Source organism: Acinetobacter sp. WCHAc060033 (assembly GCF_004209125.1).
In the GTDB taxonomy this organism is placed as follows: Bacteria; Pseudomonadota; Gammaproteobacteria; order Pseudomonadales; family Moraxellaceae; genus Acinetobacter; species Acinetobacter wuhouensis.
This window is the reverse complement of record NZ_SGSW01000038.1, coordinates 1-26,207: the sequence shown is the minus strand read 5'-3', so window position 1 is coordinate 26,207 and position 26,207 is coordinate 1. Positions and strand designations below refer to the sequence as shown.

Genomic DNA, 26,207 nt, shown 5'->3' with positions numbered 1-26,207 from the left:
TTATCGTTGATCAAGGATCAGTCATATATCTAAGGATCGTTTGAGACGAACGATCCTCCCTAAGAATAAAACAAAAGTGCGCCAATCTACTCCAAATGCAAACTTTTGTCAGTAACTTTACGCTTTTTTTTAGCAGAAAATATGCCACTTGGTATAAAAAAAGCGCAGAAATTTTCTTCTATAAATGAAAAGCCCAATGTTCGAAAACATCAGGCTTATTTACAGCTTATATTGGCTTATTTTTCAACAATTACCAAGCTTTTTCTAAAATAGATTTAAGGTCTTTAAATGTAGCTTCTTTCGGATTATAGATAATCGAACCATCATTTAGAGCTTTGTCTGCAACCTCATCCAATTGTTCTTTAGTGATTTTACCTGTTTCGCTCAAAGTACGTGGTAATTTGGTTAAAGCATAAATACGGTCACGCATGGTATTGATATAGGCAATCGCTTTGTCTGCACGTTGATTGGCAGGGGTTTGCGCATAAATATCCGCACCTGCAAGTGGTAATAATAAATCAGCGATTTTATGACCATTGACTTCTTTATTGAATTCCAACACATACGGCAAGAATAGGTTCATACATAAACCATGTGGCAAGTGTGCAACTGCACCAAGTGCATGCCCCAGTGAATGTACCAAACCGACCATTGCATTGGAGAATGCAATGCCTGCCATTGTTGAAGCTTGAGCCAGTTCTAAACGACCATCGGCATCGGTTGGATTGTCTAAAACATTAAATAAGCTTGCGCTGACTTTTTTAATTGCAGCAGTTGCATAAGCATCTGAAATAGGATTCGCCGCCATACACGTATAAGCTTCAACTGCATGGGTCATTGCATCCATTGCTGTCATCGCTGTGAGATGCGGTGGCAAGGTTTGTGTCATGCGTGGATCTAAAATGGCTGCATTTGGCATGAGATAATTCGATGCAAAAGGCATTTTGACATTTTTCTGATTATCCGAAACCACAGCAACCATGGTCACTTCAGAGCCTGTTCCTGATGTGGTTGGAATCACAAAAAAAGGTTTCAGTGGGCGTGGTAGATTGTGCGCGCCTGAATACTTTGTCAGGTCATCACCACCTTCAGTCACCAAAATATTGGCTGCTTTAGATGTGTCAATCACTGAACCGCCACCTACAGCGATGATCGCATCACAGTTGTTGGTACGATAAGCTTGTGCAACAGCACGTACGGTTTCTAAACTTGAATCAGGCGGAACATCATCAAAAATAAAACTGATTTCAACATCTGTCGAGGTAAATGCTGCTTCAATCGGTGCAAGTAGGTTGTTGGCACGTACACCTTTGTCAGTAATGATCATCGGGCGTTTTGCACCCAGTGATGATAATTCATAAGGAATATGTTCAAGTGCAGCATGACCAGCAATGACTTTTACAGGACAAAAAAATTCGTAATACGGTTTAGCAGCCATGCGTTATGCACTCCTTTTTAAATATGATTGGGCAACTTTGAGATAAATATTCGCTGCACCTGATAATTTTTCTTTTAGGCTGAGTTCAGTTGGATATTCTTTAACTGCAAGTTCTGCAACCATTTTGGGTAAAATTAATGCTTCCATTTTATTTAAGCAACGGACCAAACGAATCGCATTGGATAAATCTCCATCAGCGATCATACGGTCATTGGCAAAAGCTTGTGAGGTGCTTTCCTGAAATGAAAACACTAAAAATGCATGGTGTATATGTTTAAACGTAATGGTGAGATCAGGTTTGCCTTGCAAAGAAGTCACCAGTTCCAACTGATGTTTTTCATTCACTTTGGCAACAAAAGATGCTCCATTTGGAAAAACTTTCATTGAAAGTACAAAGCCGACAGGGAATTTAGATACTTCATGTCTAATTTCATCATCAACTTGGCTCGCCATGACCAAGCCTCTGCCAATCACGTCCATCATGAGTTTGACATAGGCTTGTTCTAAACCGGGTTTTACAGATTTACTTGAAATCACTCGCTTATCCCTTCATTTGAGTTAATATTTATAATTTAGAGTATTTACTCTAATTTGTTTTTGTGCAAAAGGGAAGTGCTTTATTGTGAAATGACTTCTACGTCATTAAAAAAACCACTTTCTTTAAAATATGTGCTGACATCATCTGCCAATTGATTGAATTTTGGATAATTTTCCATTAAATCACAAATCCGCACCATTTCCAAACCCGCATAGCCACATGGGTTGATGGTATGAAAACCATCTAGGTTACAGTCAATATTCAGTGCCAAACCGTGATAACTGCGACCTTTGCGGATTTTAAATCCCAATGAGCCAATTTTTCGTTCATTGACATAGACCCCAGGCGCATCGGGTTTTGCATAGGCTTGAATGTTGTATTTTTTCAGCAGATCAATCATCAAATTTTCTGCATAAGTGACCAAGCTGCGGACATTCCATTTTAAACGATTCAAATCGAACATGAAATAAATCACCATTTGCCCAGGCCCATGCCAAGTGACTTGCCCACCACGATCTGACTGTACCACAGGAATATCGGTATGCATCAGGATATGTTCAGGTTTTCCAGCTTGCCCCTGGGTTAATACATCATGATGTTGCAAAATCCAAAGTTGATCAGGAGAGTTTTCATCACGCTGTTCCGTAAAACTTTTCATTTCCTGAAAGCGATCAGCATAAGGAGTTAATTCTTGGTATTCGCGGATGATCAGATGGGGTTTTAGAACAGCATCGTTCACGGATTGGTGTCCTTAAAATAGATGTAAATAAAATTCATTATAAAGAAGTTTTATGCGAATGGGGCAGCGCAATGATTATGTAAAGAAATTATCATTCATAAAATAACTTTATATTTTGCAATGTTTTTCTTATCAGAGAATTTAAACATAAAAAAACACGCCATAGCGACGTGTCTTTTTATCATTTCAAATTACAGTGCTGTACGAATATGTTCGCAAGCAGCAAGATCAGCGTAAAGCGCATGAACTTGTTCTAGTTCTTCAAAGCGTAACTGAGCTGTAATCGAATGGTATTTGCCTGTACGTGAAGGTTGTACAGCCAATGATGCTTCATCGAATTCTGGAAAATGTTTTACCAAAATCTCAATCACAGCACCACGCAATTCTTCACCCGCATTACCAATCAGTTTAATTGGATAATCCATTGGAAAAACCCAAAGATCTTCACGGAGTTCACGAGATGGAGTGCGGTCTAACATGTTTCACCTCTAATCTATTAACAATGCCTGCAAGAGTGCAGGCATTGTGTTTCTCTTAAATACTTAATGGGGTTACTCGATAAGTTTTCAAGTCCCCAAAGTATTCGCAGATTGATTATTTAAGTTTAAAAATTAATCATTTTCCAAGAATGAACGTAAGTGTTCAGAGCGAGAAGGATGACGTAATTTACGCAATGCTTTCGCCTCAATCTGACGGATACGCTCACGTGTTACGTCAAACTGTTTACCCACTTCTTCTAAAGTATGGTCGGTTGGCATGTCGATACCAAAACGCATTTTCAATACTTTTGCTTCACGTTCAGTCAAGTTTTCAAGAACTTCACGAGTCGCTTCTTTTAAGCCTTCTGAAGTTGCAGCATCGACAGGTGATGTGATGTTGCTGTCTTCAATGAAGTCACCCAAGTGCGAATCTTCATCATCACCAATTGGCGTTTCCATCGAAATCGGTTCTTTGGCGATTTTAAGCACTTTACGAACTTTGACTTCGTCCATTTCTAGACGTTCGCCCAATTCTTCAGGTGTAGGTTCACGACCCATTTCTTGAAGTAATTGACGAGATACACGGTTGATCTTGTTAATGGTTTCGATCATGTGTACTGGAATACGAATAGTACGCGCCTGATCTGCAATCGAACGGGTAATCGCCTGACGAATCCACCAAGTTGCATAAGTTGAGAATTTATAACCACGACGGTACTCAAACTTATCTACGGCTTTCATCAAACCGATGTTACCTTCCTGAATCAAATCAAGGAATTGTAGACCACGGTTGGTGTATTTTTTCGCAATCGAAATTACTAAACGTAAGTTGGCTTCAACCATTTCTTTTTTCGCACGACGTGCTTTGGCTTCACCAATCGCCATACGTTTAGAAATGTCTTTAATTTCTTTAACGTTTAGATCAAGATCTTTTTCAATATCCGCAATCTTTTGTTGGAATGCCAATACGTCAGGACGAACTTTTTCTAAATAACCTTTTTGCTCAGCCGGTGCTTTTGCAATTTGTTCATCTAACCAAGCAGGATTAGATTCTTGACCTGGGAATGATGTACGGAATTGCGTACGATCCATACGACCACGACGCACGGCATAACGCATCACTTCACGTTCAGAAGTACGGATTTGCTCATGTGTACCACGAATCATTTCTGAAATAATATCAAATAAGCGTGGTGTGAATTTGAACATCATGAATACAGTTGCAAGCGCTTCCATTGCTTCAACACCTTGCGCACTATTGCGACCATGTTGAGCAATTGTTGATTTTGCAGTATTCCAAACTGTTTCTAATTCTTCAAAACGCATTTTGGCAATTTCAGGGTCTGGACCAGATTCACCTTCAGAATCGTCATCGCTATCGCCTGACTCTTCTTCTTCGTCATCATCATCCAACTTCACATCTTTGGTCGGCTTATTTGAAGACGCTTCTTCCTCATCAATCTCTTCAGATTCTTCTTCTAAAACTTCAGGGATTTCCTCATCAGTTTCAGGGTCAAGATAACCTGATAAAATATCAGCAAGACGGCGTTCGCCTGTTTCGTAATCTTTATATTCTTGTAAAACAACTTCTACCGCATTTGGCCAGTACGCAATTGAATGTAGAACGTCACGGATCCCTTCTTCGATACGTTTTGCGATGCTAATTTCGCCTTCACGTGTCAAAAGCTCAACTGTACCCATTTCACGCATATACATACGGACAGGGTCAGTGGTACGACCAGGTTCATTTTCTACAGAGGCAAGTACGGCAGCAGCTTCTTCTTCTGCAACTTCATCACCACCTTCATTATTTCCTTCAAACATGGTGTCATCAGTTTCTGGCGCGCGCTCATGTACAGGAATACCCACGTCTTGAAGCATTTGAATAATGTCTTCAATCTGTTCGCTTTCAGTGATTGAGTCTGGAAGATGATCGTTAACCTCAGCGTAAGTTAAGTAACCTTGTTCTTTGCCTCGGCTAATAAGAGCCGCTACTTGCGAAGTAGGGGAATTCATTTCGCTCATCTTTACTCTCTTTTGGTTGAATCTGTGGCAGTCAAACTATGCAACTCATGCACAATCTATTGAAATATCTTTATGAATAGCGCACTCAATCCATCAGAATCATCAGCTAAGAACTGTTCCGATAAAATGTTGAGTATGTAAATTCAATGAAATAAATGGAGGTGAAATTGTTATTTTCAAGATCATTCCATACGATTAGCTATTCAAAATGACTTTAAAATGTCATCAAACAGTAAAACGTAAGGTGGATTATATCATGGCATAAAAGTGGGGAATAAAAAAGCCTAATTTCAACTTTATATGTTAAAAATACAAATAAAACTTGACAAGTTTTTATAAGACAGATAAATAGCGCCTAGACCCATTCAATTTTTTTCATTATGAGGTAGTTTTAGTGTCTTCGACAGATTTTGAACTAGATGATAACTACGGTGATGATGATGTGAGTTTCGATGAGTCATCAAGCAAAATTAGCGCCAAAGAATCTTTAGAAAAGCGACGTTTGATCGATGATTTACTTGCACAACGTCGTTTAGAAAAAGACTTAAAAGACTTTGATTATGACATCGACGATGACGATGATTTCGACGACGAAGATTAAAAATGCTTTAGGCATAGTATGTGAAAATGCTATGCTTCAACCTGATATAGAGATAGTGGAAACAAAATGAGTGCTTTAGATTTAGACCTACTGAGCGATTATCTAGATGGTGACCAAAATGAGTTTGGTCTAGATTTTGCAGCGACACATGGTTTTTTATGTGCAATTGCTGTGGGTCCTCATTTTGATAAATGGCTTGAAGAGCTGTTTGACAACAATCAAAAGAAAGTCCCAGCTGAAATTATTGCTCAAGTAAAAGCTTGGTTAGAAGCGCTTCGCCAAAACTTGGCCAATGAAGAAGGGATTGAGTTTCCTTTTGAAATTGAAGAAGCAGAAGTAGAATCGAGCTTAGGTGACTGGAGCGTTGGTTTTGTTGATGCGATGTTCTTAAATGAAGAAGCTTGGTTTGCGCCTGAATTTGAAGAGCAAATCGTTGATTTGACTTTGCCTATGATGGTATTCAGTGGTATTGATGATGAAGATCCACAAATGGAATCTTTCCGTCGTAATGGTCAGTTGATGGACGAAATCGCGGAAGAAATTCCTGAGAATTTGAACGAAATCTATCTCATGTATCATACGCCTGCTTAAGGATACATCTTGTGCCGCTACAGTCGTGGCTCAAGTATCTATACAACTGCGTAAGAAATATCTTGCACTGTTGTAATCGGTAGCTTATGTATTAGATCGATTGTAAATCAGATTAAAAAAAGCATGCGACTTTAGGTCACATGCTTTTTTTGTTCTTGATTGATTGAAGCGCTCTTGTAAATATTAGCTATATACACCATAAAACTAGATCAATCTTGAACAGAACTTAACTTAGTCATCACGGTTGGCGGTCTGCAATTTTTTTCAAATTTTCATGGATTCTGAAAATAACAATTAAAAGTTCAGAATAAACACGGACTGCTAAACCACCAAAAACTAAAATAAGTACAGCGCTGATTAGGCGACTAAAAAAGCCAGCGTATGCACCGTAACCAAAGCCAAATAAAGTGGATAAAGCTGCAATCACTACACCGATTAAGCCTAACCAGTAAAGTACAGTCACGATTTTCGGGGTAAGCATGTCGTTTAGGGTGAGTAAATTATTCATATGAAATACCTATTTATATTATTAATATGCTGAGATGTGCATTAAGTTTTATAAGTGTTTAAAAAATACACGAGGTGATATTAGTGCAGTTTTTTTGATGAATCAATTTTCATTGATTAGTATAGATTTACCATGTTTATATTGTTTTATTAAATCTTAATAATATCATATTATTAAGTAGGTTTTTTTGTGATTTTCTAGACGGGGATATATTTGTAATAGCATCTGTGTAAAAGTCATTTGGATTTTAATTTTACTGGAGCTTTAAAAACATGGTCATTCTCTTGGGTGTTAGATAGTGCTCACTGTTGAATTACATATTGAATAAGAGAATGGGCCATTAAACTGAGTGATTGAAACTTTTAGGCGTACATACGGTGTTATTTTAGCAGCATAACTATGCTATTCGGCTCTAAAAGTTTCAATGGTATTTCTAATAAGTGGATAACGACCATTCAAAATTAGACTAGAAACTAAATTGATTCCGCATTTGTGCTACAGCTTCTTGCCATAGTGGGCTAATCGGTTGAATGAGATGTTGGCAATATAAATATGCACCATAAGTGGCGATCACACCGATGATTAATATGATGATATTGACCACATGATTGGCTTTGGCTCTTTGGTTGAGATACCACAGTAGTGCTAAAACTGCGCCCATGATCATGCCACCAATATGTGCGGCATTGTTAATTCCAGAAGTGAAAAATCCAAATGCTAAGTTGATTGCCAAGACTGTGAGTAATGAGCGTTTATCGAGAATAAATCGTTGATGCGGTGTTGGTGGAAAGAGTGAGAGTAGGGTCAATGCACCCCCAAGTCCCATTACTGCACCCGATGCACCCGCAGATACGTGAGGAATCAGTTTTTGGTCAAAACTCTGTAGAAGCTCATAGCTGTTACGAATGTCGAGATAACCACTGAGTAAGCTACCCATTAACCCAGCAAGCAAATAAAGCCCCAAAAAGTAAAAGCGTCCAAAGGTTTTTTCTGCAACATCACCAAAGATATAAAGTGCCCACATATTCATCATTAAATGCAGAATGCCGAAGTGAAAAAACATGCTGCTAAATAAACGATATGGTTCCTCTAGGAAAGTTAAAGGTGCATAATCAGCACCCCAACGCAGTGCATCCAATGTTGTAGGATCAGTAATATTAACCCCTGAAAGCACTTGGATGGCAAATAATCCGACATTGATAATAATCAGTAAGAGGGTTATTTTTCCCAGGTTTTTAATTGGGCTAGATGTTGAATAATCTTGTGAATTTGACATGCTATTGCTTAGCTTTTTTATAGATTTATTCAGCTTAACATGAAACATCAGATTTTTCGGAGTAAATGGCTGACATGAAAGCTTTTATTGTTCGTGCTTTGTTAATCATTGTCAGTATTTTGGTGATTATTCAGTTGTGGATTTTTTCAAGTCTAGTCTATTGGCGTACGCATGATGTTGAAACCACGATATTTATGCGTTGGACTTACTTCTCGGACTTTAAGCCAATTCAGCATGAATGGCGTGATTATGATCAGATCAGTGATAATTTTAAGCATGCAATCGTTGCAGCAGAAGATGCGCGATTCATTGACCATCATGGTTTTGATTGGGACGGGATTGAAAATGCGTTGCAGAAGAATCTGAAAAAAGACAAAGTGGTTGCAGGTGGTTCAACGATTTCGCAACAATTGTCGAAAAACTTATTTTTCTATAATCGCCGTTCATATCTGCGTAAAGGGCAGGAAACCATTGCCACAGCAATGATGGAGCGGATGTGGACGAAACGCCGTATTCTCGAGGTCTATATGAACTCTGTTGAGTTTGGTGATCATATTTATGGTGTGGAAGCAGCGGCGCAACATTATTTCGGGAAAAGTTCAAAGTCATTAACTCGGGAACAAGCTGCATTTTTAGCAGTGTTATTGCCAAATCCAAAGTATTATCAAGATCATCACAATGATTCAAAATTACTTTATCGTAAGCGCATGGTTTTAAAATATATGCGTTATACGCGGATTCCAGATTGAAATTAAAGCGCAAAATGATGTTTTTAAAATAGTTTTGTAAAAAGTAGATCAAAGCACATTTTTTTGTGCTTTTTTTAGGAATAAAAGTTATTTTTATGAAATTGTCACAAAATTGAAGCATACTAGAATTATGACATTTTTTTGATGCAGGTTGATTGCATGAACACCGCAGTGACGACGACAACACCTACAGAATATTCTTATAATGAACGATATATCAATCGTGAACTGTCGATTTTGGATTTTCATTTACGCGTATTAGAACAAGCTGTAGATCCAATCCATCCTTTGCTTGAGCGTATGAATTTCCTATTGATTTTCTCTCGCAATATGGATGAGTTTTTTGAAATTCGCGTTGCTGGAATGATGGAGCAATTAACGCTCGGTAATGAAAGTCGTTCTCCAGATGGTTTAACGCCAAAACAAGTCTTGGATCAAATTTCAAAAACTGCACATGAAGCGATTGAGCGTCAGTATCGTATTCTCAATGATGAAATTTTTCCAAAGCTTCGTGAAGAAGATATTTGCTTCCTGCGTCGTGGTGAATTAACCCCTGCGCAATCAGTGTGGATTAAAAAATATTTTCAAGAGCAAGTTGCTCCTGTTTTAACCCCGATTAGTCTAGATCCTGCGCATCCGTTCCCGCGTTTGGTGAATAAAAGCTTAAATTTCATTGTAACCTTAGAAGGTAAAGATGCCTTTGGTCGTCAGATTGATTTAGCGGTTGTTCCCGCACCTCGTTCACTACCACGTGTGGTTCGTTTGCCTGATGAATTGACAGGTGGTAAAGAGCATTTTGTGATGCTTTCAGCGATTATTCACGAACATGTTTCTGACTTGTTCCCTGGAATGACAGCGACAGGTTGTTATCAGTTCCGTGTGACACGTAATGCTGATTTGGCTTTAAATGAAGATGTTGAAGACTTAGCCAAGGCACTTAAAGGCGAATTAAGTTCACGTCGTTTTGGTCGTGCTGTGCGTTTGGAAGTAACGCAGAATTGTCCTGAACATATTTATGATTATTTATTGGATGAATTCGATTTAGAAGAAACTCAACTTTATAAGGTTGATGGTCCAGTGAATTTGGCGCGTTTGGTCTCTAACTTCAAACGTCCTCATATGCGTTATGACTCGCATGTACCTGCAATTCCAAAAGTTTTGAAAAAGTCTGAAAATATTTTTTCAGCTATGCAGAAGCAAGACATTCTACTACACCATCCGTTTGAATCTTTTGCACCAGTCATTAACCTACTACGTGAGGCGGCTCGTGATCCGCAAGTCTTAGCGATTAAACAAACGTTATACCGTAGTGGCGCAGACTCTGAGATTGTTCAGGTGCTTGCAGAAGCAGCGCGCAATGGTAAAGAAGTTACCGCAGTGATTGAGCTACGTGCGCGTTTTGATGAAGAGTCAAATATTGCAGTGGCTAATGTTTTGCAAGAAGCGGGTGCAGTCGTTGTTTACGGGATCGTGGGATATAAAACCCATGCAAAAATGATCCTTGTGGTACGCCGCGAGAATAATAAATTGGTTCGCTATGTCCATTTAGGTACAGGTAACTATCATGCAACCAATGCACGAATCTATACTGACTACGGTTTGATGACCACTGACAAAGAGTTGTGTGAAGATGTACATCGTATTTTCCAAGAACTTACGGGTATGGGGAAAATGCCGAAGTTGAAAAAGCTTCTACATGCACCGTTCACTTTGCATGCGCAATTGGTTGCGTTTATTGATGAAGAAATTGCCAATGCTAAAGCAGGTAAACCTGCACAAATTATTGTCAAAGTGAATGCATTAACAGAAGTGCAGTTGATCAATAAGTTATATGAAGCATCGCAAGCAGGTGTACAAATTGATTTACTGATTCGTTCAATTTGTTGCTTGCGTCCAGGCTTGCCGAACCTCTCTGAAAATATTCGTGTCCGTTCGATTGTAGGGCGTTTCCTTGAACATACCCGTGTTTATTATTTTGGAAATAATGGTAATGCGCGAATTTATTGTTCAAGTGCGGATTGGATGGATCGTAACTTATTCAATCGTGTAGAGGTCTGCTTCCCGATAGAAGATCCTGCGTTGAAGAAGCGTATCTATCAACAAGGTTTAGTGAATTATCTCAAAGATAATACGCAAGCATGGTTACTCCAAGGTGATGGTACGTGGTTGCGCGCTCAACTGAAAGATGGTGAAACACCCTATAATGCGCAACAAACGCTGGTTGAGCATTTCTCAGCGTAGGTTGCTATAGATCAAATCAAGTGCATTTGTTAAAGCTCCCTCTAGATGAGGGGGGCTTTATAAAATGAGTTATGCTTTTTTATTTGTGTATTAACAAAACAGCGCATGATTTAGAAAAAACAAAAGGAGCCAAATTTGGCTCCTTTTGTTTTATGCATATTGATTAGTGCAAATTCGCCATAATTTTTTGTAGAATTTGTACCAAGACATCAAATTCACTTTGTAATGGTGTACTTTTACGTGTCACCAAAGCTAGCGTACGTGATGGAGCATTCTCAATTGGTTTAACCACAATCTGATCATTGTTCTTTAACATGTGCGCATGAATCGCAATTTCAGGAAGTAGGGTATAGCCTAAATTTGAGCTGACCATTTCCACCAGTGTAGGTAAAGAACTTGCTTTTAAACGGTGATCATTTTTACGTTCACCGATTGGGCAAACGCTTAGAGTATGATCACGTAAGCAATGACCTTCTTCCAATAACATTAAATGGGAAAGATCTAGATCATCTAAGCTACGTGCATTGATCGCATTCTGATCTGCTCTGTTGCAGACCAAGAAAAGGTCTTCTTTGGCAATTTCAGCAACTTTTAAACCACGCGTGTCGAATGGCAAAGCCAACATGATTACATCAAGATTACCGTGCTCAAGTTTTTCGACAATCTTTTCACTTTGTGCTTCATGCAAATGCAATTGAATCTTTGGAAGTTGCTTATGCACTTCTTCTAAAAGTTGCGACAAAATAAATGGTGCAATCGTCGGGATAATCCCTAAATGCAAATCACCCGTTAAAGGTTCACTCATTTCACGACTTAAACGCATTAAGTCTTGTGCATCGGCGAGGAGAACACGAGCTCGGGCAACAACTTGCTCACCAAGTGGAGTTAAACGTACGTTTTGGCGATCACGTTCTACGAGTACGCCACCCAATAAACGTTCTAACTCCATAATACCACCAGATAAAGTGGACTGAGTGACGAACGAACGGCGCGCTGCTTCAGTAAAGTGCAACGTCTCAGACAATGTCACTAAGTATGACAGCTGTCGTAGGGATGGTAATGCAGCCATAGTGTCCTAATGCTTATGATTTAAAGTGATGTGCAAACAAGCCGCTAATTTGAGGAACAAAATGCGGTGGAATATCATGCCCCATTCCTTCAATTAATTCAAATTTTGCGTCTTTAATTGCTCTTGCAACAGCCTTACCGTGACTTGGAGGTAATAAGCGATCTTTAGAGCCGTGAAGCACTAAAGTTGGCTTGTTAATCTGTTTATCCAATTTTAGTAAGGAACCTGTACATAATATTGCTAAAAACTGTTGAAGTACACCCGCTGGATGATAACTACGACGATATAATTTTCTTGCTGTCTGAATTGCATCAACTTGATTGATGTAGCCAGGTGAACCAATTGTTTGAAATATCTTGAGTGAGTGGCTCACGATCCCATCTTCATCTCGTGAAGGTGGTTTGCCTATTAGACTAAAGAGTTGCTTTGGAAATGGTGGCGGAAGCAAAGGTTGGTTATTACTGGTAAATAACAAACCGACTTTTTCAATTTTTTCTGGATATTTAGCCGCGACAATTTGCGAAATCATGCCACCCATTGAAGCACCTAAAATGCTAACTTTGCTTAAACCTAGACGATCAATCAAGTGCGCAACATCATCTGCCATATCGAAAAGGTTATATGGCGCACCATCATTGGGTAAACCGAGTGCAAAACGGCTCATCAGTTTGTAAGAATTTAAACGTGGCCCTTTGTGGCGAATTTTAGAAGATAAGCCAATATCACGATTATCAAAGCGAATTACATGAAAGCCTTGATCAATTAGAGATTTACAGAAAAAATCAGGCCAAAACAACATTTGCGCACCCAAACCCATGATCAATAAAATCGTCGGATGTTCAGGATTACCACCTGTTTCAATATGGAGTTGGATACCATTGCCTAAATCGACTTTGGTTTCTTTCATAAAAGAAGCATACGGTGAAACTTGAAATTGAAGTGCGCTATTCATTTTTATTTTCCTAAGCGAGGATATTTTTTAGTAGATAAATTTCTTGATTAAAAAATATCCTCGCTATTTAAACCTTAAACTGCTGCAGGAATCAAGTCTGGAACAAGTTTAGTTAATGTTAGACGTTGTTTGCCTGCAGTTGCACCTAAAAGCACAAAACCGCGTAAGGTACCTTCAGCATCGGTTGCTTTAGACAACATACCGTCATCAAATTCTTCATTTTCCCAAGTTACTTCAACATCAATTGGAGCAGGGAGAACTGTTAATGGTGCAGCTGGCGTTTTTACGGCAACAGGCATCGCAGGGTAGTGTACATTTGTCGACTGCCCACTGAGTGTTTTCGCCAAAGCACGCGCTTGTTGCATGATCGGCATGACAAATGGAAGAAGCGTTCCATTGACTTCAGCACAGTCACCAATGGCAAATACATCTGCTTGATTGGTTTCGAGTAAAGTATTGGTAATTACACCACGGCTGGTATTAATTTCGGCTTCTTTTGCTAAAGCAATATTGGGCTGTAAACCGACTGCTGAAAGTACGACATCCGCGGGTAATGATTGACCACTTGCCAATGATACGATGTAGCCTTGAGCTGCTTTAGATACTTTTTCAACAGTCGTACCGAGTACAAATTTAATGCCTGATTCTTCAAGATTTTGTTTAAATGCTTGTGCTACATGACTTGGCAATAAACGACCGAGTGGTTGTGGTGCGAGATCAATCACGGTGACTTGATGCCCTGTATTTTGTAAGTCATTGGCAAATTCACAACCAATTAAGCCTGCGCCCAAGATCACAACTCGTTTATTGCCACACTCACCGGTACTACAGTTTTCTAGCGTTTCACGGAAAGCGCGGTAGTCGATTAATGAGTTAACCACATGAATGTCATCGCTTCCATCACCTGCGATTGCAAGATGAATTGGATTTGCGCCTACAGCAAGGATCAATTTCGAATAGGCTTGGGTTGAAACTAGTCCATCTTTTTCGATGCTGAGTTCATGTTTTGCTGCATCAATATTTTTCACCCAAGTTTCTTTTTCAATACGCATATTGAGTTGCGTACTCATTTTTTCAGCATCACCTAAGCCAATTTGCTCGGGTGCTTTTTTACCAACAAGGGCATTTGAAAGTGTCGGTTTTGCATAATTCACCGCATCGTCTGCGCAAATCATTACCAATTCTTGTTCAGTATCTAATTTACGAAATTCTCTTGCAAGGGTATAACCCGCCATGCCAGAACCGATGATGACGATTGGTTGCATATCTTTCTCCATACACATTTAAATAAGAGTGAATATTAATTGATTATTATTGTAGAAATACACATAAAAAAGACCATGTAAACATGGTCTTTACGTAATCTGTTAGATCTCTACCATTTCAAAGTCTGCTTTAGAAACACCGCAGTCTGGGCAAGTCCAGTCATCTGGGATGTCTTCCCATTTGGTACCTGCTACGATGCCATCTTGTGGCCAACCTTCTGCTTCGTCATAAATCCAACCACAAACGATGCATTGATACTTCTTCATCTGATTCTCCAATTTCTGACAGGCGATTTTTTATACTCTGTCAGTAAAATTCCATCTACTGCTCTGACTCAATGAATATGCAAAAAAGGTACATATTTGCTTAAATTTTTACGCAGTTCTATACCTAATGTAAAGTAATATCGCAGTTTATATGACTTATTTAAAAGCTGTATGGCAGTAAAGGCCAAAAGCGCTGTTGATTAAGCTAATTTTTTGATAAATTGTCTAACAATTCAAATAGTACGGGTTTAGAGTTTTTGTTTTAAATTTTATATTTGTTTAAAATATATGCTAAATCATGGTGTTTCGACTAAGGTCTAGCAGAAAACATGTGCTTAAAAGCTTAAAATATAATGGCTATTTTCTATACCCATTATTTTGTATAAAAATGGCATCAATAATATCAATAACTTACATTTATGAAATATTTAAGTGTCTGAGTCAAACTGTCTTTTTTGGTTAAAAAGTAGTAAAATTCACGTATTCCTTTTCCTTTACAGCTCTCCCTTATTATGAACATGTCTACTGTTTTGTGGTCAAGTATCCGTACTGTCCAAGATTTTCCAAAACCAGGTATTTGTTTTTATGATTTAACTCCATTGTTTATGAACAATTTGGTTGAATTGACTGATGCACTCATTGCAAGTATTCCAACCGAGCAATTGGCGGAAGTAGATAGTTTTGTTGCTGTAGAAGCGCGTGGTTTTGTATTGGCAAGTTTGTTGGCGCAACGTACTGGCAAAAGTTTATTGCTCGTTCGTAAAGCAGGTAAGTTACCACCTCCAGTGATTGGTGTGGGTTATAGCTTAGAATATGGTTTAGATCGTTTGGAAATGTCTGCTGACATCGAACCACAAAAAGTGATTATTGTGGATGATGTATTGGCAACTGGTGGTACATTGAAAGCGGTTAAACAGTTGATGAGTAAATGCGAACATACTGTGCTAGGTGCAAGTATTTTCCTTGATCTTCCAGATTTGCATAAAGATTTGGGTATGACAGTTTGGTCTGTGTTAGATGAAGCGTCTAAACCTGTTGAAGAAGCGGTTGCTTAATTGTTTTTTGATACGAAAAGCCTTGTTGATACAAGGCTTTTTTATGCGCTGCATTTCAGTCTTGATGATTTAAAATTATTATAATCAATAGACCTCTTGCGAAAGTTAATTTCGGCAAGATTTGAATCAATATTGAATGTTCCCTCTCCTTTCAGGAGATGAGCAGTACTACTGCGCAAGGGAGAGGTTTTCTACTTTAACACCCTCATCCTAGCCTTCTCCCAAAGGGAGAAGGAACTCCCAATATTCTTTTTGATATGTTTTGACTCTAAAATTTGAACATTTTCCAACTTAAGCAAGAGATCTAATAAAAATTAATCAATAAACGTATGTTGCATATACTCAATCAAGCGATTGAGGTTTTCAGGCTGAGCAAGGCGATGGTGCCCGCCTTCAACGGTTTCTACTTGCATATAAGGTTCAAGTTGTTCAGCAACTCGGTACATGTTGAGTACCTCATCACCCAGTTCAATATATGCGATCTGCGGAATATCATGCTCTAAATCATGTTCATTAATCGCAGGGTAATCTGTGCGAAAGTCAGGGCTCAGACTTGGATTGGCAATAATGGTTGGGATGTGGTGACTTTGCGACATTTTTAATGCCCAATACGCACCTAAACTATGTCCGATCAATAAATCAGGCTTAATTTTTTCGATAATATCGTGATAGAGATTTTCGACAGTTTTATAATTTAAATTACGGTAGTCGATCTCGATACAGTATTTTTTTCCAGACTGAATGGCATGAAACTTTGTTGATTCTTTTGAAGAATCAAGTCCATGTAGAAATAGAATTTTAGTATTTTCACTGTTCATTGTTATCGCATTCATACTGTCTTTATTCACAAAGATAGAAATAGTGTTAAGGAAATATAAAACGTTCCATTTCCACTAAATTTGTATTCTTGTAGTGTAATCAGCTCTGCTGTTTTTATAACTTAGCTATTGGTCTAAGGTGTGCTGAAGTAAATATTATTTATTTTATTGAAAATTATTTATTATATTGATTTTAAAATAAAATTTTAATCATTGTTTTAAGTTTGATCAGAAAAAAGCGTCAAAATTAGACTTATGAATATTTTATTCAATGGCATTGAATGATCAGTGGTTGTTCGATGGAAAATGACTTTAGAATTCCATATTCATTGCGTGGGTAAAAACGAATTTTTTTAACTAAAGGTTCGAGGATATTGCTAATTTTAGGTGCAATCACTGGAATATATTGAATATTTTGAATTTGACCTTGAGTATTTACAAACAGTTTGGCATTGATTTGAATATCACCTTGCTCATCAAATCTCAGTTTGTTGTCTTGTTGGCGATTACAGAAGGGTTCAAGTGCACTTTGTAAATGTGAAAAATTAGGTTTTACCGCATACTGCACGGATTCAGGGAATTTAATAAATAAAGTGTATTTCCCATAATAGTATTGCGTTCTGGCAATGGTATTTTCATCTGAGTTAAGCACTCTATTTTGAAAATCATTATTGACCTGCGGTAACTGATCTAAGGTAATTTTTTTAGCAATTTCCAATGCTCTCGTATTGAGCATACTTTTGTTGGGATTTGGATTTAAGAGTTTGGCTTGTACTTGGCGGGTATTTTGATTTAGAATGATTTCAAATTGCCAAACATACCCCTGGTTAGAGATATTCGTTGTTTCGATCTTCATTGGAAGATCTTTGCGCGTATTACTCATGACGATGATCTGTTCCGCAGTCACCACTGTTGAACAGAATAAAACACCAAGAATAATCATACTTCGGGCGAATCCATGCCAGTATTTATTCATATTTTTTAATTTTTAAATGCTTCGTTGAGTTATATTCATACGCATTATGTTGTAAATCTGCTATGCTATGCAACTTCCGTTTTTTAATATAATCGAGGCAGAGATGACGCAACATAACGCTCAATCGACTTCTGAACAACACATTTCCGAAAACGATTTAATTGCACAGCGTCATGCCAAGTTAAAGCAAATCCAAGATCACGCCAAGGAAACTGGTGTTAGCCCATGGCCAAACGCATTCAAACGTGAACATTATGCGCAAGATTTGCAAGATCAATTCGCTGAAAAATCAAAAGAAGAAATTGAAGCTGGTGAGCAAGTTCATGTTTCTGTAGCGGGTCGTGTGATGTTGAACCGTGGTTCATTCATCGTGATTCAAGACATGACTGGTCGTATTCAACTTTATGTACCACGTAAAGAGCTTGCTCCTGAAGTTTTAGAAACTGTAAAAAGTTTAGACTTGGGTGACATTATCGCTGTTTCAGGCTATATCGGTCGTTCAGGTAAAGGCGATTTATATGTGCATATTGAACATTTTGAATTGTTGACCAAATCACTTCGTCCGCTTCCAGATAAATTCCATGGCTTAACAGATACAGAAGTAAAGTATCGTAAACGTTATTTAGACTTAATTGTGAATGAAGAAACACGTAAAACTTTTGAAGTTCGTGCGAAAGTGATTTCTGGTATTCGTAATTACCTAATCAATGAACGTTTCATGGAAGTTGAAACCCCTATGATGCATGTGATTCCAGGTGGTGCGTCTGCGCGTCCATTTGAAACACATCACAATGCATTGGATATGCCTTTATTCTTACGTATTGCACCTGAACTTTATTTAAAACGTTTAGTGGTTGGTGGTTTTGAGCGTGTATTTGAAATTAACCGTAACTTCCGTAATGAAGGTGTTTCTACACGTCATAACCCAGAATTCACCATGATCGAATTCTACCAAGCTTATGCAGACTACAAAGACTTAATGGCTTTGACTGAAAGTATGCTTGAAAAATTGGCAATCGATATCTTAGGTTCAACTGATGTGCCTTATGGTGAAGAAGTCTATAGCTTCAAAGGCCCATTCAAGAAGATTTCAATGTTTGATGCGATTCTTGAACATAACCCAAGCTTCACCCCTGAAAATGTTGCAGATCGTGAGTTTCTTGCAAACTTCGTTCGTGAAGAATTGAAAGAGCAAGTAAAACCAGGTTTTGGTTTAGGTAAACTTCAAACCATCGTATTTGAAGAAACGGTTGAAACTCAATTACGTCAACCAACATTCATTACTGAATATCCAGCGGAAACTTCTCCATTGGCACGTCGTAATGATGATAATCCGCACATTACGGATCGTTTTGAATTCTTCATTGGTGGTCGTGAGTTGGCAAATGGCTTCTCAGAGTTAAATGATCCAATTGATCAAGCTGAACGTTTCCAAGCGCAAGTTGCGGAAAAGGATGCGGGTGATGATGAAGCGATGCATTTCGATGCGGACTTTATTGAAGCTTTAGAATATGGTTTACCTCCTACAGCTGGTGAGGGTATTGGTATTGACCGTTTGGTTATGCTGTTTGCCAATGCACCAAGTATTCGTGATGTGATTTTATTCCCGCATATGCGTATTAAAACAAACCCTTAATTTGATTTAATGTAAAAAAAGCCACTGAATTCAGTGGCTTTTTTATTGCCCTCATAAATTTTTCAATTCATGATGGCTTAAGGTTTTATTAGTAAATGATGTTACGCATTTCAAATAAAGACGCTTCTTTAAACTATTTTAAAGCTTACTCGGCGGAGTTTTACATCTAAGGTTTTAATTAAGGAATTAGCCTTCGGCTCGACCTACTTTTCTTTCGGGAAAATGAGCAGTGAAACTGCGCAAGGAAACCATCTTGCGAAGCTTCGCTTCTCACCGCAAAACTCGTCTACTACCATCTTTTGATTAATGTATCGCAGAAACATTACCTGTTATATTTAGTCCTGCCTCAAACACGTTGCGGATGACGTTTTCGCGTATCTATTGTTATGTGAGTGAAAAATAAAAAAGCCACTAAATTTAGTGGCTTTCTATTCATTCAAACTGTATTTGCTGTATCACTTAAAAATGAAACACACCCAAACCATTTTTGATTTCATCTAAAGTATCTTGAGTAATGATACGGCATTTATCAGTACCCGTTTTCAAGATATCCATGATGTAGTCTGGATCTTTTGCAAGTTCCATACGACGTTCACGAATTGGTGTAATCAATTCTTTTAGCACACCCTCAAGACGTTTTTTCACCGTACCATCGCCTAAACCACCACGACGATAATGTTCTTTCAGTTCTTCAACTTCTTCTTTGTTTGGATCAAAAGCATCTAAGTAGGTAAATACAATATTGCCTTCCACTTGACCCGGATCTTCAATACGAAGATGGTTTGGATCGGTATACATTGCATTCACTGCTTTTTTGATGTCTTTGTCTGTTGCATCTAGAACGATGGTATTACCCAAAGACTTCGACATTTTTGCCTTACCATCAAAACCTGGTAAGCGACTCATATTTGAAAGTAAGACTTTACATTCAGGTAGTACATCGTGCCCAATTTGACGGTTCAAACGACGAACGATTTCGTTGGTTTGTTCAATCATTGGAATTTGATCATCACCGACAGGAACGACAGTTGCTTTAAATGCTGTAATGTCTGCTGCTTGAGCAACAGGGTAGCAGAGGAAGCCAGCAGGAATATCACGTTCAAAACCACGCAATTGAATTTCAGCTTTAATGGTTGGATTACGTTCTAAACGTGAAACAGTCACAAAGTTTAAATACAACATAGTCAGTTCATTCAGTGCGGGTAAGCATGATTGAACACAAATCGTTGTTTTGGTTGGGTCAATACCTACAGCCAAATAATCAGTTGCGACTTCGATAATGTTACGACGAACTTTTTCAAAGTTATCGGCATTATCTGTTAAAGCCTGTGCATCAGCGAGTAGAAGATGTTGATGATGAGAATCTTGTAAGCCTACTCGTGAGCGTAAAGAACCTACAAAATGTCCCAAGTGTAGTTGTCCTGTAGGACGGTCACCTGTCAAAATCACAGGACGATTATCTTGATTCGTCATTATCGCTTCCAAAGTCTTCGTTTAAGACAGTCGTGTTTTATGAATGGGAAGTATTGTACGAGATAATTAATTTTAATGTCAGCGAAAATTGATATAGAACTTGTTTTGTAATGATTCACGATCAGATTAGGCTAAAAATCTACAAAAAAATCTATAGAAAAATAATTTTTCAATTTAAAATGGATCAAATTTATTGGCAATACTTTGTTGAAAGGTGAGCCGTTTCTATATAACTAAAAACTTCGGATAAAATAATGGCGAGTAGTTTATTAATATTATTAGATGATATTGCGGCAGTATTAGATGATGTTGCAGTCATGAGTAAAATGGCGGCAAAGAAAACAGCAGGTGTTTTGGGGGATGATTTAGCCCTCAATGCGCAACAAGTCAGTGGTGTACGATCTGAGCGTGAACTGCCAGTGGTATGGGGCGTTGCCAAAGGCTCTTTTGTCAATAAATTAATTCTTGTTCCCTTGGCATTATTGATCAGTGTGGTTGCACCATGGTTAATCAATCCTTTGCTAATGATCGGTGGTTTATTCCTGTGTTATGAAGGTGTGGAAAAAGTTTTACATAGCCTACATCATAAAAAAGCCAAAACTGAAGAAGCAGCGCAGGAAGAATTGGAGCAAATTGAAACAGATTTAGCGACTTTTGAAAAAGATAAAATCAAAGGAGCAATTCGTACAGATTTTATTCTTTCAGCTGAAATTGTAGTGATTTCTTTAGGTACTGTCGCTGCCGCAACTTTCGGTACGAAAGTTATGGTTTTATCTGTGATCGCAATTTTCATGACAGTGGGCGTTTATGGCTTTGTCGCAATGATTGTTAAAATTGATGATCTTGGTTTGTATTTAACCCAACAAGCTTCAAGTTTAAAACAAACAATTGGTCGTGGATTATTGGCATTTGCACCAAAGTTGATGAAGACATTGACGATTGTTGGAACGATTGCAATGTTCTTGGTTGGTGGCGGGATTATTACCCATGCTGTTTCATCTTTACATCACTGGACTGAAGAAACCGTTGATCATATTGAGCATATCCCAACTGTGGGCAGTATTATTGGAGCGCTTGCACCGACTTTAATCAATATGGTGATTGGTATTGTGGCAGGACTTATTGTATTGTTAGTGGTTAATCTTATTCAAAAAATTCGTGGTAAATCAACCACTGCATAATTGAATAAAACATCGTAAACTACAAGCAATTTAAAATAAAAAGGACAGAACTATGCGTTGGAAAGGACGTCGTGTCAGTGACAATGTAGAAGATCGCCGTGGCGGTGGGGGAGCTAAAGCAGGTGGTATTAGTATCATCGGTTTGATCGTTGCATTTGTTGCTTGGAAGTTTTTCGGTGTAGATCCACAACAAGCTTATCAAGCTACCAAACAAGTCACGTCATCAGGTGCAACTCAGGGTGCTGCGCCCACCAGTCTTACACCTGAACAAAAAGAAGTATCCGATTTTGTTGGAACAATTTTGGCGGATACAGAAGACACGTGGACGCCTATTTTAAAGGCGAAAGGTGTGCAATATGTTTCACCCAAATTGGTGATGTTTAGTGGAGCTATTCAGTCAGGCTGTGGTGCTGCACAATCTGCGATGGGACCTTTTTATTGTCCAGCAGATCAAAAAGTATATATTGATACCCAGTTCTTTAAAGATATGCGTCAACAGATGGGCATCTCTGGTGAGCAGAATCAAACAGAGCTTTCTGCAAGAGATGAAGCAGGTGATTTTGCACAAGCTTATGTGATCGCACATGAAGTTGGGCACCATATCCAAAATATATTGGGTATTTCTGGACAAGTCCAACAACAACGCCAACGTGTAAGTGAAGCTCAGGGTAACCAGTTATCTGTGCGTTTAGAGTTACAAGCGGACTGTTTGGCAGGTGTTTGGGCAAATAGCACACATCAACGGACTCAGTTCCTTGAACAAGGTGATATTGAAGAGGCAATGGATGCTGCTGAAAAAATTGGCGATGACTTTTTACAGAAAAAAGCACGTGGCTATGCTGTACCAGACAGTTTTACGCATGGGACGAGTCAACAGCGTATGCAATGGTTTAACACAGGCTTAAAATCAGGTGATATTGATCGTTGCGATACCTTTAATTAATCCGAGTATAAGAAAGAAAAAAGAGCTAAGATTAGCTCTTTTTTCTTTTAAATTAGCGCTTAGTTCAAATTTTTATGTTAAAAAATATAACTAGCAAAAGGCAGATTTAAAGTTTTTTTGTACAATTATAGCGTTTGTTAAATGGTCTATTATTTTATATTTTACTAAGAAATGATTGAGTGTTTGATGTGTAGTTATATCTAAATAGAAAAAGGTTTCAAATGGGCAATTATTTTTTTCTTCAGGTCTTTACGGTCGTATTTGCACTCTCTATCGCAACAACAATTTTTAATAAGCGAATATTAGGTTTCCCGCAGGCGATTGGCGTTCCCATCGTTTCAGCAATTTTTGTCTTCATATTGCAATGGGGAGCAAGTTTGCTGAATGGCAACCAATTTATTTCTATCAATATTCACAATATTGAAGAAGCCGTTCGTCATATTGATTTTTATGATTTTTTAGTCAATGGGGTGATCTGCTTCATTCTGACCTCATCAGCATTAAAATTTAAAGTTTCTGACTTAAAAGTATATTGGAAACCAATCAGTATTTTAGCGACGATTGCTTTGTTGCTATGTGCTGTGTTTTTTGCTGGTTTGGTTTTTGGATTCCAATATTTAATTGGCAATCCTGTTCCAATTCTCGTGTTATTACTTTTAGGTTCTGCACTTGGGGCGACTGACCCGATTGGGATTAAAGGCGTACTCAGTTCTGTGCGTGCTCCACACCATTTGATGGTAAAACTTGAAGGCGAATCACTGTTTAACGATGCAATGTGTATCGCAGTCTTTATGACTTTATTGAATGTACTTGAAGGTGAGCACTTCAGCTTGATGGCAACCTTACAAACCTTCCTTTATGAAATTGTCGTTGCAGTAATTATCGGTTGGGCATTTGGTTTAGGGATTCTGCGTCTTATGCGTGGTAAGCATGAAATGGAATCACTTATTTTGACTACTGCTTTATTGGCTTGTGGTTCGTATCTAGTTGCACTATTCGCCCATGCTTCCGCACCAATTGCCTGTGTGATCGGTGGTTTGATTGTTGGTAATAAATGGAAAGAAATTTTACAAGATCGTGAAATTCGTGAAGTGAATCATTTTTGGCATACTGTTGAAGGGATTATCAACTCATTCTTATTTACGCTAATCGGACTGGAAATCTTTATTTTAGATTTAAGTACTAGTTTGATTCTTGGTGGTATATTTGCTTTCTTTGCTTTGCATTTATCACGTTTCGCCGCAAACTTTTTATCATTCGCATTTTTCCCATCATTCCGTAAAAAAAGCTATAACGGCAGCTTGGCGATTCTTTCATGGGGTGGTGTACGAGGAGGGATCTCTTTAGCATTGATCCTAGCTGTTGCCAACGTGCCTGAGCTACGTGATTACAGCAGTATCTTAATTGGTTATACATTTATTAGTGTATTGTTATCTGGTGTGGTCTGTGGTTTAGGCTTGCCTGCGGTGATGAATGCGTTCTATTACAACCCAAATGAAGAAACACAAGGATTCAAAGGTTGGTATCAGAGAATGTGTAATAAAATGAACCGTAAAGGAATTAAATATATTGTTGGTGAAGATGCTGAAGGGCATGAGACGATTACCATTTATAATCCTGAAGCCTTAGTCGATAAAAAGTCTTCAGATGGTGTCGCATCTGTACATCATCCTGAAAAAGCACAAGAGGTTAAGCGATTGGAAAACCCTGCAAACTTTTAAACAAACAGCCACTTTTAAGTGGCTTTTTTATTGCCGAATGGATTGCAAAGAAAGAATTTAAGTTTGGGAAAAATAAACTTACTATGTCCATGACTCTATAAATATGGGTCTTAAATGTCTGGATTAAGGAGAAATTACATACTGTAATTCAAGTAAAAAAATGTGAATAAATAAACAATTTTTATTAAATACCCCTTTATTTTATAACAATATATTTAAGTCTAATTAAATAAATAACATGAATTGTAGTGCAAATTTGCACACTATTTATAAAAAGTGCGACAATAGTCATATTTTTAAGATATGGCGGTTGCTGTACTATCTTTTATTAAAAATAAAAGCAATGTCCAGAACACATCAAAAATAAACTTTAAAGGCTAAAATTATGACAAATATAACGATCATTGGAAAAGAAAGTCACCAAGTATTAGAGCTTGTTGGTGTAAATAAAATTAGTTTACAAGACAATTCAGTCGTCATTCTAAAAATTCCAAAAGACGATGTAAAATCAATGGTTCGAGAAGGCAATTCATTGGTCATCACACTAAAAAATGGCGAAACAATAACAATAGAGAATTATTATAATAATCAAAATAATGCGGATAACACAGTTGTTTTCCAAGAGAATGATGGATCATTATTTGTTCCAGGGGAAACGACACCTGAAGGGGTTATTGTAAATTATAATCCAATCGATTCTATAGAGCCGCTACTTTATCATGATGGTATTGCTCCTGTCGTACCTTGGATATTGGGGGCAGTTGGTGCTGGAGCGGTTGCTGCTATTGCGGGTAGTAGTGATGGTGATGATAATAAAGACACTACAGCACCAGTAAAGCCAGTAATTGACCCAATTGAAGCAGGCTCAAAAGACCCAATTAAAGGTACGGGAGAGGCAGGTGCGGAAGTCACTGTAACTTATCCGGATGGCAGTACGGTAACGGCTACCGTTGGTACAGATGGTAAATGGTCAGTGCCGAATCCAGGTTTAAAAGATGGTGATAAAGTCACTGCGGTAGTCACTGATCCAGCGGGTAATAAGTCTGATCCTGTCACTGCTGAAGTTAATGATACAACTCCACCAGATCAACCAGTGCTAAATCTAATTGAAGCGGGTTCAAAAGATCCAATTACAGGTACAGCGGAGCCTAGTTCAGAAGTTACAGTGACTTATCCAGATAAAACCACAGCCACTGTTACAGCAGGTACAGATGGTAAATGGTCGGTTGTAAACCCTGGCTTGGAAGAGGGTGAAAAAGTAACCGCAGTAGCGACTGACCCAGCAGGCAATAAGTCTGATCCTGTAACTACAGAGGTTAAAGATACAACTCCACCAGATCAGCCTGAGCTAAATCCAATTGAAGCGGGTTCAAAAGATCCAATTACTGGTACAGCAGAGCCTGGTTCAGAAGTTACAGTGACTTATCCAGATAAAACTACTGCCACTGTTACAGCGGGTACAGATGGTAAATGGAGTGTGCCGAATCCTGGTCTAAAAGAAGGTGGAGAAGTCATTGCAACAGCGACAGATCCGTCAGGTAATGAATCAAAACCAGCCACAGAAATTGTAGGAAAAGATGTTACAGCCCCTGAAACCCCAGCAGCCCCGACACAGTACTTGGACAATACCGATCCCGTACAAGGCACATTCGGTACAGGTACAAGT

23 protein-coding genes and 1 pseudogene are annotated in these 26,207 nt (G+C 38.3%); 10 read left to right on the top strand and 14 right to left on the bottom strand.

Annotated features, from left to right (window positions below; translation table 11 throughout):
• Positions 1–250: 250 nt before the first annotated feature.
• The 5 genes and pseudogenes from EXE10_RS15560 to rpoD all read right to left on the bottom strand — a co-directional run.
• Positions 251–1,438 carry an iron-containing alcohol dehydrogenase gene (locus EXE10_RS15560; protein WP_130113976.1) on the bottom strand — a complete coding sequence of 396 codons (1,188 nt, stop codon included), beginning with the start codon at positions 1,436–1,438 and terminating at the stop codon, positions 251–253.
• A 3-nt stretch (positions 1,439–1,441) separates the two neighbouring features.
• Positions 1,442–1,975, bottom strand: coding sequence for a hypothetical protein (locus EXE10_RS15555; RefSeq protein ID WP_130113975.1), 534 nt, complete (start codon positions 1,973–1,975; stop codon positions 1,442–1,444).
• An 80-nt stretch (positions 1,976–2,055) separates the two neighbouring features.
• Positions 2,056–2,715, bottom strand: a complete 660-nt coding sequence (gene lipB, locus EXE10_RS15550; RefSeq protein ID WP_130113974.1) for a lipoyl(octanoyl) transferase LipB — start codon at positions 2,713–2,715, stop codon at positions 2,056–2,058.
• 191 nt (positions 2,716–2,906) lie between these two features.
• Entirely contained in the window at positions 2,907–3,194 is a 288-nt protein-coding gene (locus EXE10_RS15545; RefSeq protein WP_068974678.1) for a YbeD family protein, read from the bottom strand.
• 132 nt (positions 3,195–3,326) lie between these two features.
• Positions 3,327–5,225 (bottom strand): annotated as a pseudogene (gene rpoD / locus EXE10_RS15540) (RNA polymerase sigma factor RpoD); the annotation flags it as partial.
• Positions 5,226–5,613: 388 nt separating this feature from the next.
• Here rpoD and EXE10_RS15535 point away from each other — a divergent pair.
• Together EXE10_RS15535 and EXE10_RS15530 are read left to right on the top strand one after the other, a co-directional pair.
• Positions 5,614–5,820 (top strand): PA3496 family putative envelope integrity protein, encoded by a 207-nt coding sequence (locus tag EXE10_RS15535; protein ID WP_004722524.1) that lies wholly within the window; start codon positions 5,614–5,616, stop codon positions 5,818–5,820.
• A gap of 66 nt (positions 5,821–5,886) precedes the next feature.
• The gene (locus tag EXE10_RS15530) at positions 5,887–6,411 is read left to right on the top strand and encodes a YecA family protein (RefSeq protein WP_068974680.1); all 525 of its coding nucleotides are present in this window, start codon (positions 5,887–5,889) and stop codon (positions 6,409–6,411) included.
• Positions 6,412–6,649: 238 nt separating this feature from the next.
• On the opposite strand, the gene EXE10_RS15525 is transcribed toward EXE10_RS15530, so the two are convergent.
• Together EXE10_RS15525 and EXE10_RS15520 are read right to left on the bottom strand one after the other, a co-directional pair.
• Complete coding sequence (locus EXE10_RS15525) at positions 6,650–6,919, bottom strand: DUF4282 domain-containing protein (RefSeq protein WP_068974681.1); 270 nt, start codon at positions 6,917–6,919, stop codon at positions 6,650–6,652.
• Between the two features lie 466 nt (positions 6,920–7,385).
• Positions 7,386–8,195: a rhomboid family intramembrane serine protease gene (locus EXE10_RS15520; RefSeq protein ID WP_130113973.1), complete on the bottom strand. Its 810-nt coding sequence runs from the start codon at positions 8,193–8,195 to the stop codon at positions 7,386–7,388.
• A gap of 74 nt (positions 8,196–8,269) precedes the next feature.
• On the opposite strand from EXE10_RS15520, the gene mtgA reads away from it, so the two are divergent.
• Together mtgA and ppk1 are read left to right on the top strand one after the other, a co-directional pair.
• Positions 8,270–8,944 carry a monofunctional biosynthetic peptidoglycan transglycosylase gene (gene mtgA / locus EXE10_RS15515; protein WP_130113986.1) on the top strand — a complete coding sequence of 225 codons (675 nt, stop codon included), beginning with the start codon at positions 8,270–8,272 and terminating at the stop codon, positions 8,942–8,944.
• A 159-nt stretch (positions 8,945–9,103) separates the two neighbouring features.
• A complete protein-coding gene (ppk1, locus tag EXE10_RS15510) occupies positions 9,104–11,185 on the top strand; it encodes a polyphosphate kinase 1 (protein ID WP_130113972.1) in 2,082 nt (693 codons plus the stop codon).
• Between the two features lie 163 nt (positions 11,186–11,348).
• Here the strand turns inward: ppk1 and oxyR are convergent, their stop codons facing one another.
• From oxyR to rubA, 4 genes are all read right to left on the bottom strand, one after another.
• Positions 11,349–12,254 carry a LysR family transcriptional regulator OxyR gene (gene oxyR / locus EXE10_RS15505; RefSeq protein WP_068974684.1) on the bottom strand — a complete coding sequence of 302 codons (906 nt, stop codon included), beginning with the start codon at positions 12,252–12,254 and terminating at the stop codon, positions 11,349–11,351.
• 13 nt (positions 12,255–12,267) lie between these two features.
• Positions 12,268–13,206, bottom strand: coding sequence for an esterase EstB (gene estB / locus EXE10_RS15500; protein ID WP_130113971.1), 939 nt, complete (start codon positions 13,204–13,206; stop codon positions 12,268–12,270).
• A gap of 74 nt (positions 13,207–13,280) precedes the next feature.
• On the bottom strand, positions 13,281–14,471 hold the full coding sequence (locus EXE10_RS15495) for an NAD(P)/FAD-dependent oxidoreductase (RefSeq protein ID WP_130113970.1): 1,191 nt from the start codon (positions 14,469–14,471) through the stop codon (positions 13,281–13,283).
• 102 nt (positions 14,472–14,573) lie between these two features.
• The gene (gene rubA, locus EXE10_RS15490) at positions 14,574–14,738 is read right to left on the bottom strand and encodes a rubredoxin RubA (RefSeq protein ID WP_068974687.1); all 165 of its coding nucleotides are present in this window, start codon (positions 14,736–14,738) and stop codon (positions 14,574–14,576) included.
• A gap of 518 nt (positions 14,739–15,256) precedes the next feature.
• Between rubA and EXE10_RS15485 the strand changes: the two genes are divergently transcribed.
• Positions 15,257–15,793: an adenine phosphoribosyltransferase gene (locus tag EXE10_RS15485; protein WP_171478511.1), complete on the top strand. Its 537-nt coding sequence runs from the start codon at positions 15,257–15,259 to the stop codon at positions 15,791–15,793.
• A gap of 314 nt (positions 15,794–16,107) precedes the next feature.
• Here EXE10_RS15485 and EXE10_RS15480 read toward each other — a convergent pair whose 3' ends face one another.
• Both EXE10_RS15480 and EXE10_RS15475 read right to left on the bottom strand, forming a co-directional pair.
• Positions 16,108–16,611 carry a YqiA/YcfP family alpha/beta fold hydrolase gene (locus tag EXE10_RS15480; RefSeq protein WP_130113968.1) on the bottom strand — a complete coding sequence of 168 codons (504 nt, stop codon included), beginning with the start codon at positions 16,609–16,611 and terminating at the stop codon, positions 16,108–16,110.
• Between the two features lie 268 nt (positions 16,612–16,879).
• Positions 16,880–17,554, bottom strand: a complete 675-nt coding sequence (locus EXE10_RS15475) for a hypothetical protein (protein WP_228256848.1) — start codon at positions 17,552–17,554, stop codon at positions 16,880–16,882.
• Positions 17,555–17,690: 136 nt separating this feature from the next.
• Here EXE10_RS15475 and lysS point away from each other — a divergent pair, with 136 nt between their 5' ends.
• On the top strand, positions 17,691–19,223 hold the full coding sequence (lysS, locus tag EXE10_RS15470) for a lysine--tRNA ligase (RefSeq protein ID WP_130113966.1): 1,533 nt from the start codon (positions 17,691–17,693) through the stop codon (positions 19,221–19,223).
• Positions 19,224–19,682: 459 nt separating this feature from the next.
• Here the strand turns inward: lysS and trpS are convergent, their stop codons facing one another.
• Complete coding sequence (trpS, locus tag EXE10_RS15465) at positions 19,683–20,696, bottom strand: tryptophan--tRNA ligase (RefSeq protein ID WP_068974692.1); 1,014 nt, start codon at positions 20,694–20,696, stop codon at positions 19,683–19,685.
• Positions 20,697–20,950: 254 nt separating this feature from the next.
• On the opposite strand from trpS, the gene EXE10_RS15460 reads away from it, so the two are divergent.
• The 4 genes from EXE10_RS15460 to EXE10_RS15445 form a co-directional block, all read left to right on the top strand.
• Positions 20,951–21,877, top strand: coding sequence for a DUF808 domain-containing protein (locus EXE10_RS15460; RefSeq protein ID WP_068974693.1), 927 nt, complete (start codon positions 20,951–20,953; stop codon positions 21,875–21,877).
• A 52-nt stretch (positions 21,878–21,929) separates the two neighbouring features.
• On the top strand, positions 21,930–22,820 hold the full coding sequence (locus EXE10_RS15455) for a neutral zinc metallopeptidase (RefSeq protein WP_130113965.1): 891 nt from the start codon (positions 21,930–21,932) through the stop codon (positions 22,818–22,820).
• A gap of 221 nt (positions 22,821–23,041) precedes the next feature.
• Positions 23,042–24,541: a cation:proton antiporter gene (locus EXE10_RS15450; protein ID WP_068974695.1), complete on the top strand. Its 1,500-nt coding sequence runs from the start codon at positions 23,042–23,044 to the stop codon at positions 24,539–24,541.
• 385 nt (positions 24,542–24,926) lie between these two features.
• The coding region (locus tag EXE10_RS15445) for an Ig-like domain-containing protein (RefSeq protein ID WP_130113964.1) at positions 24,927–26,207 on the top strand (1,281 nt) is incomplete at its 3' end.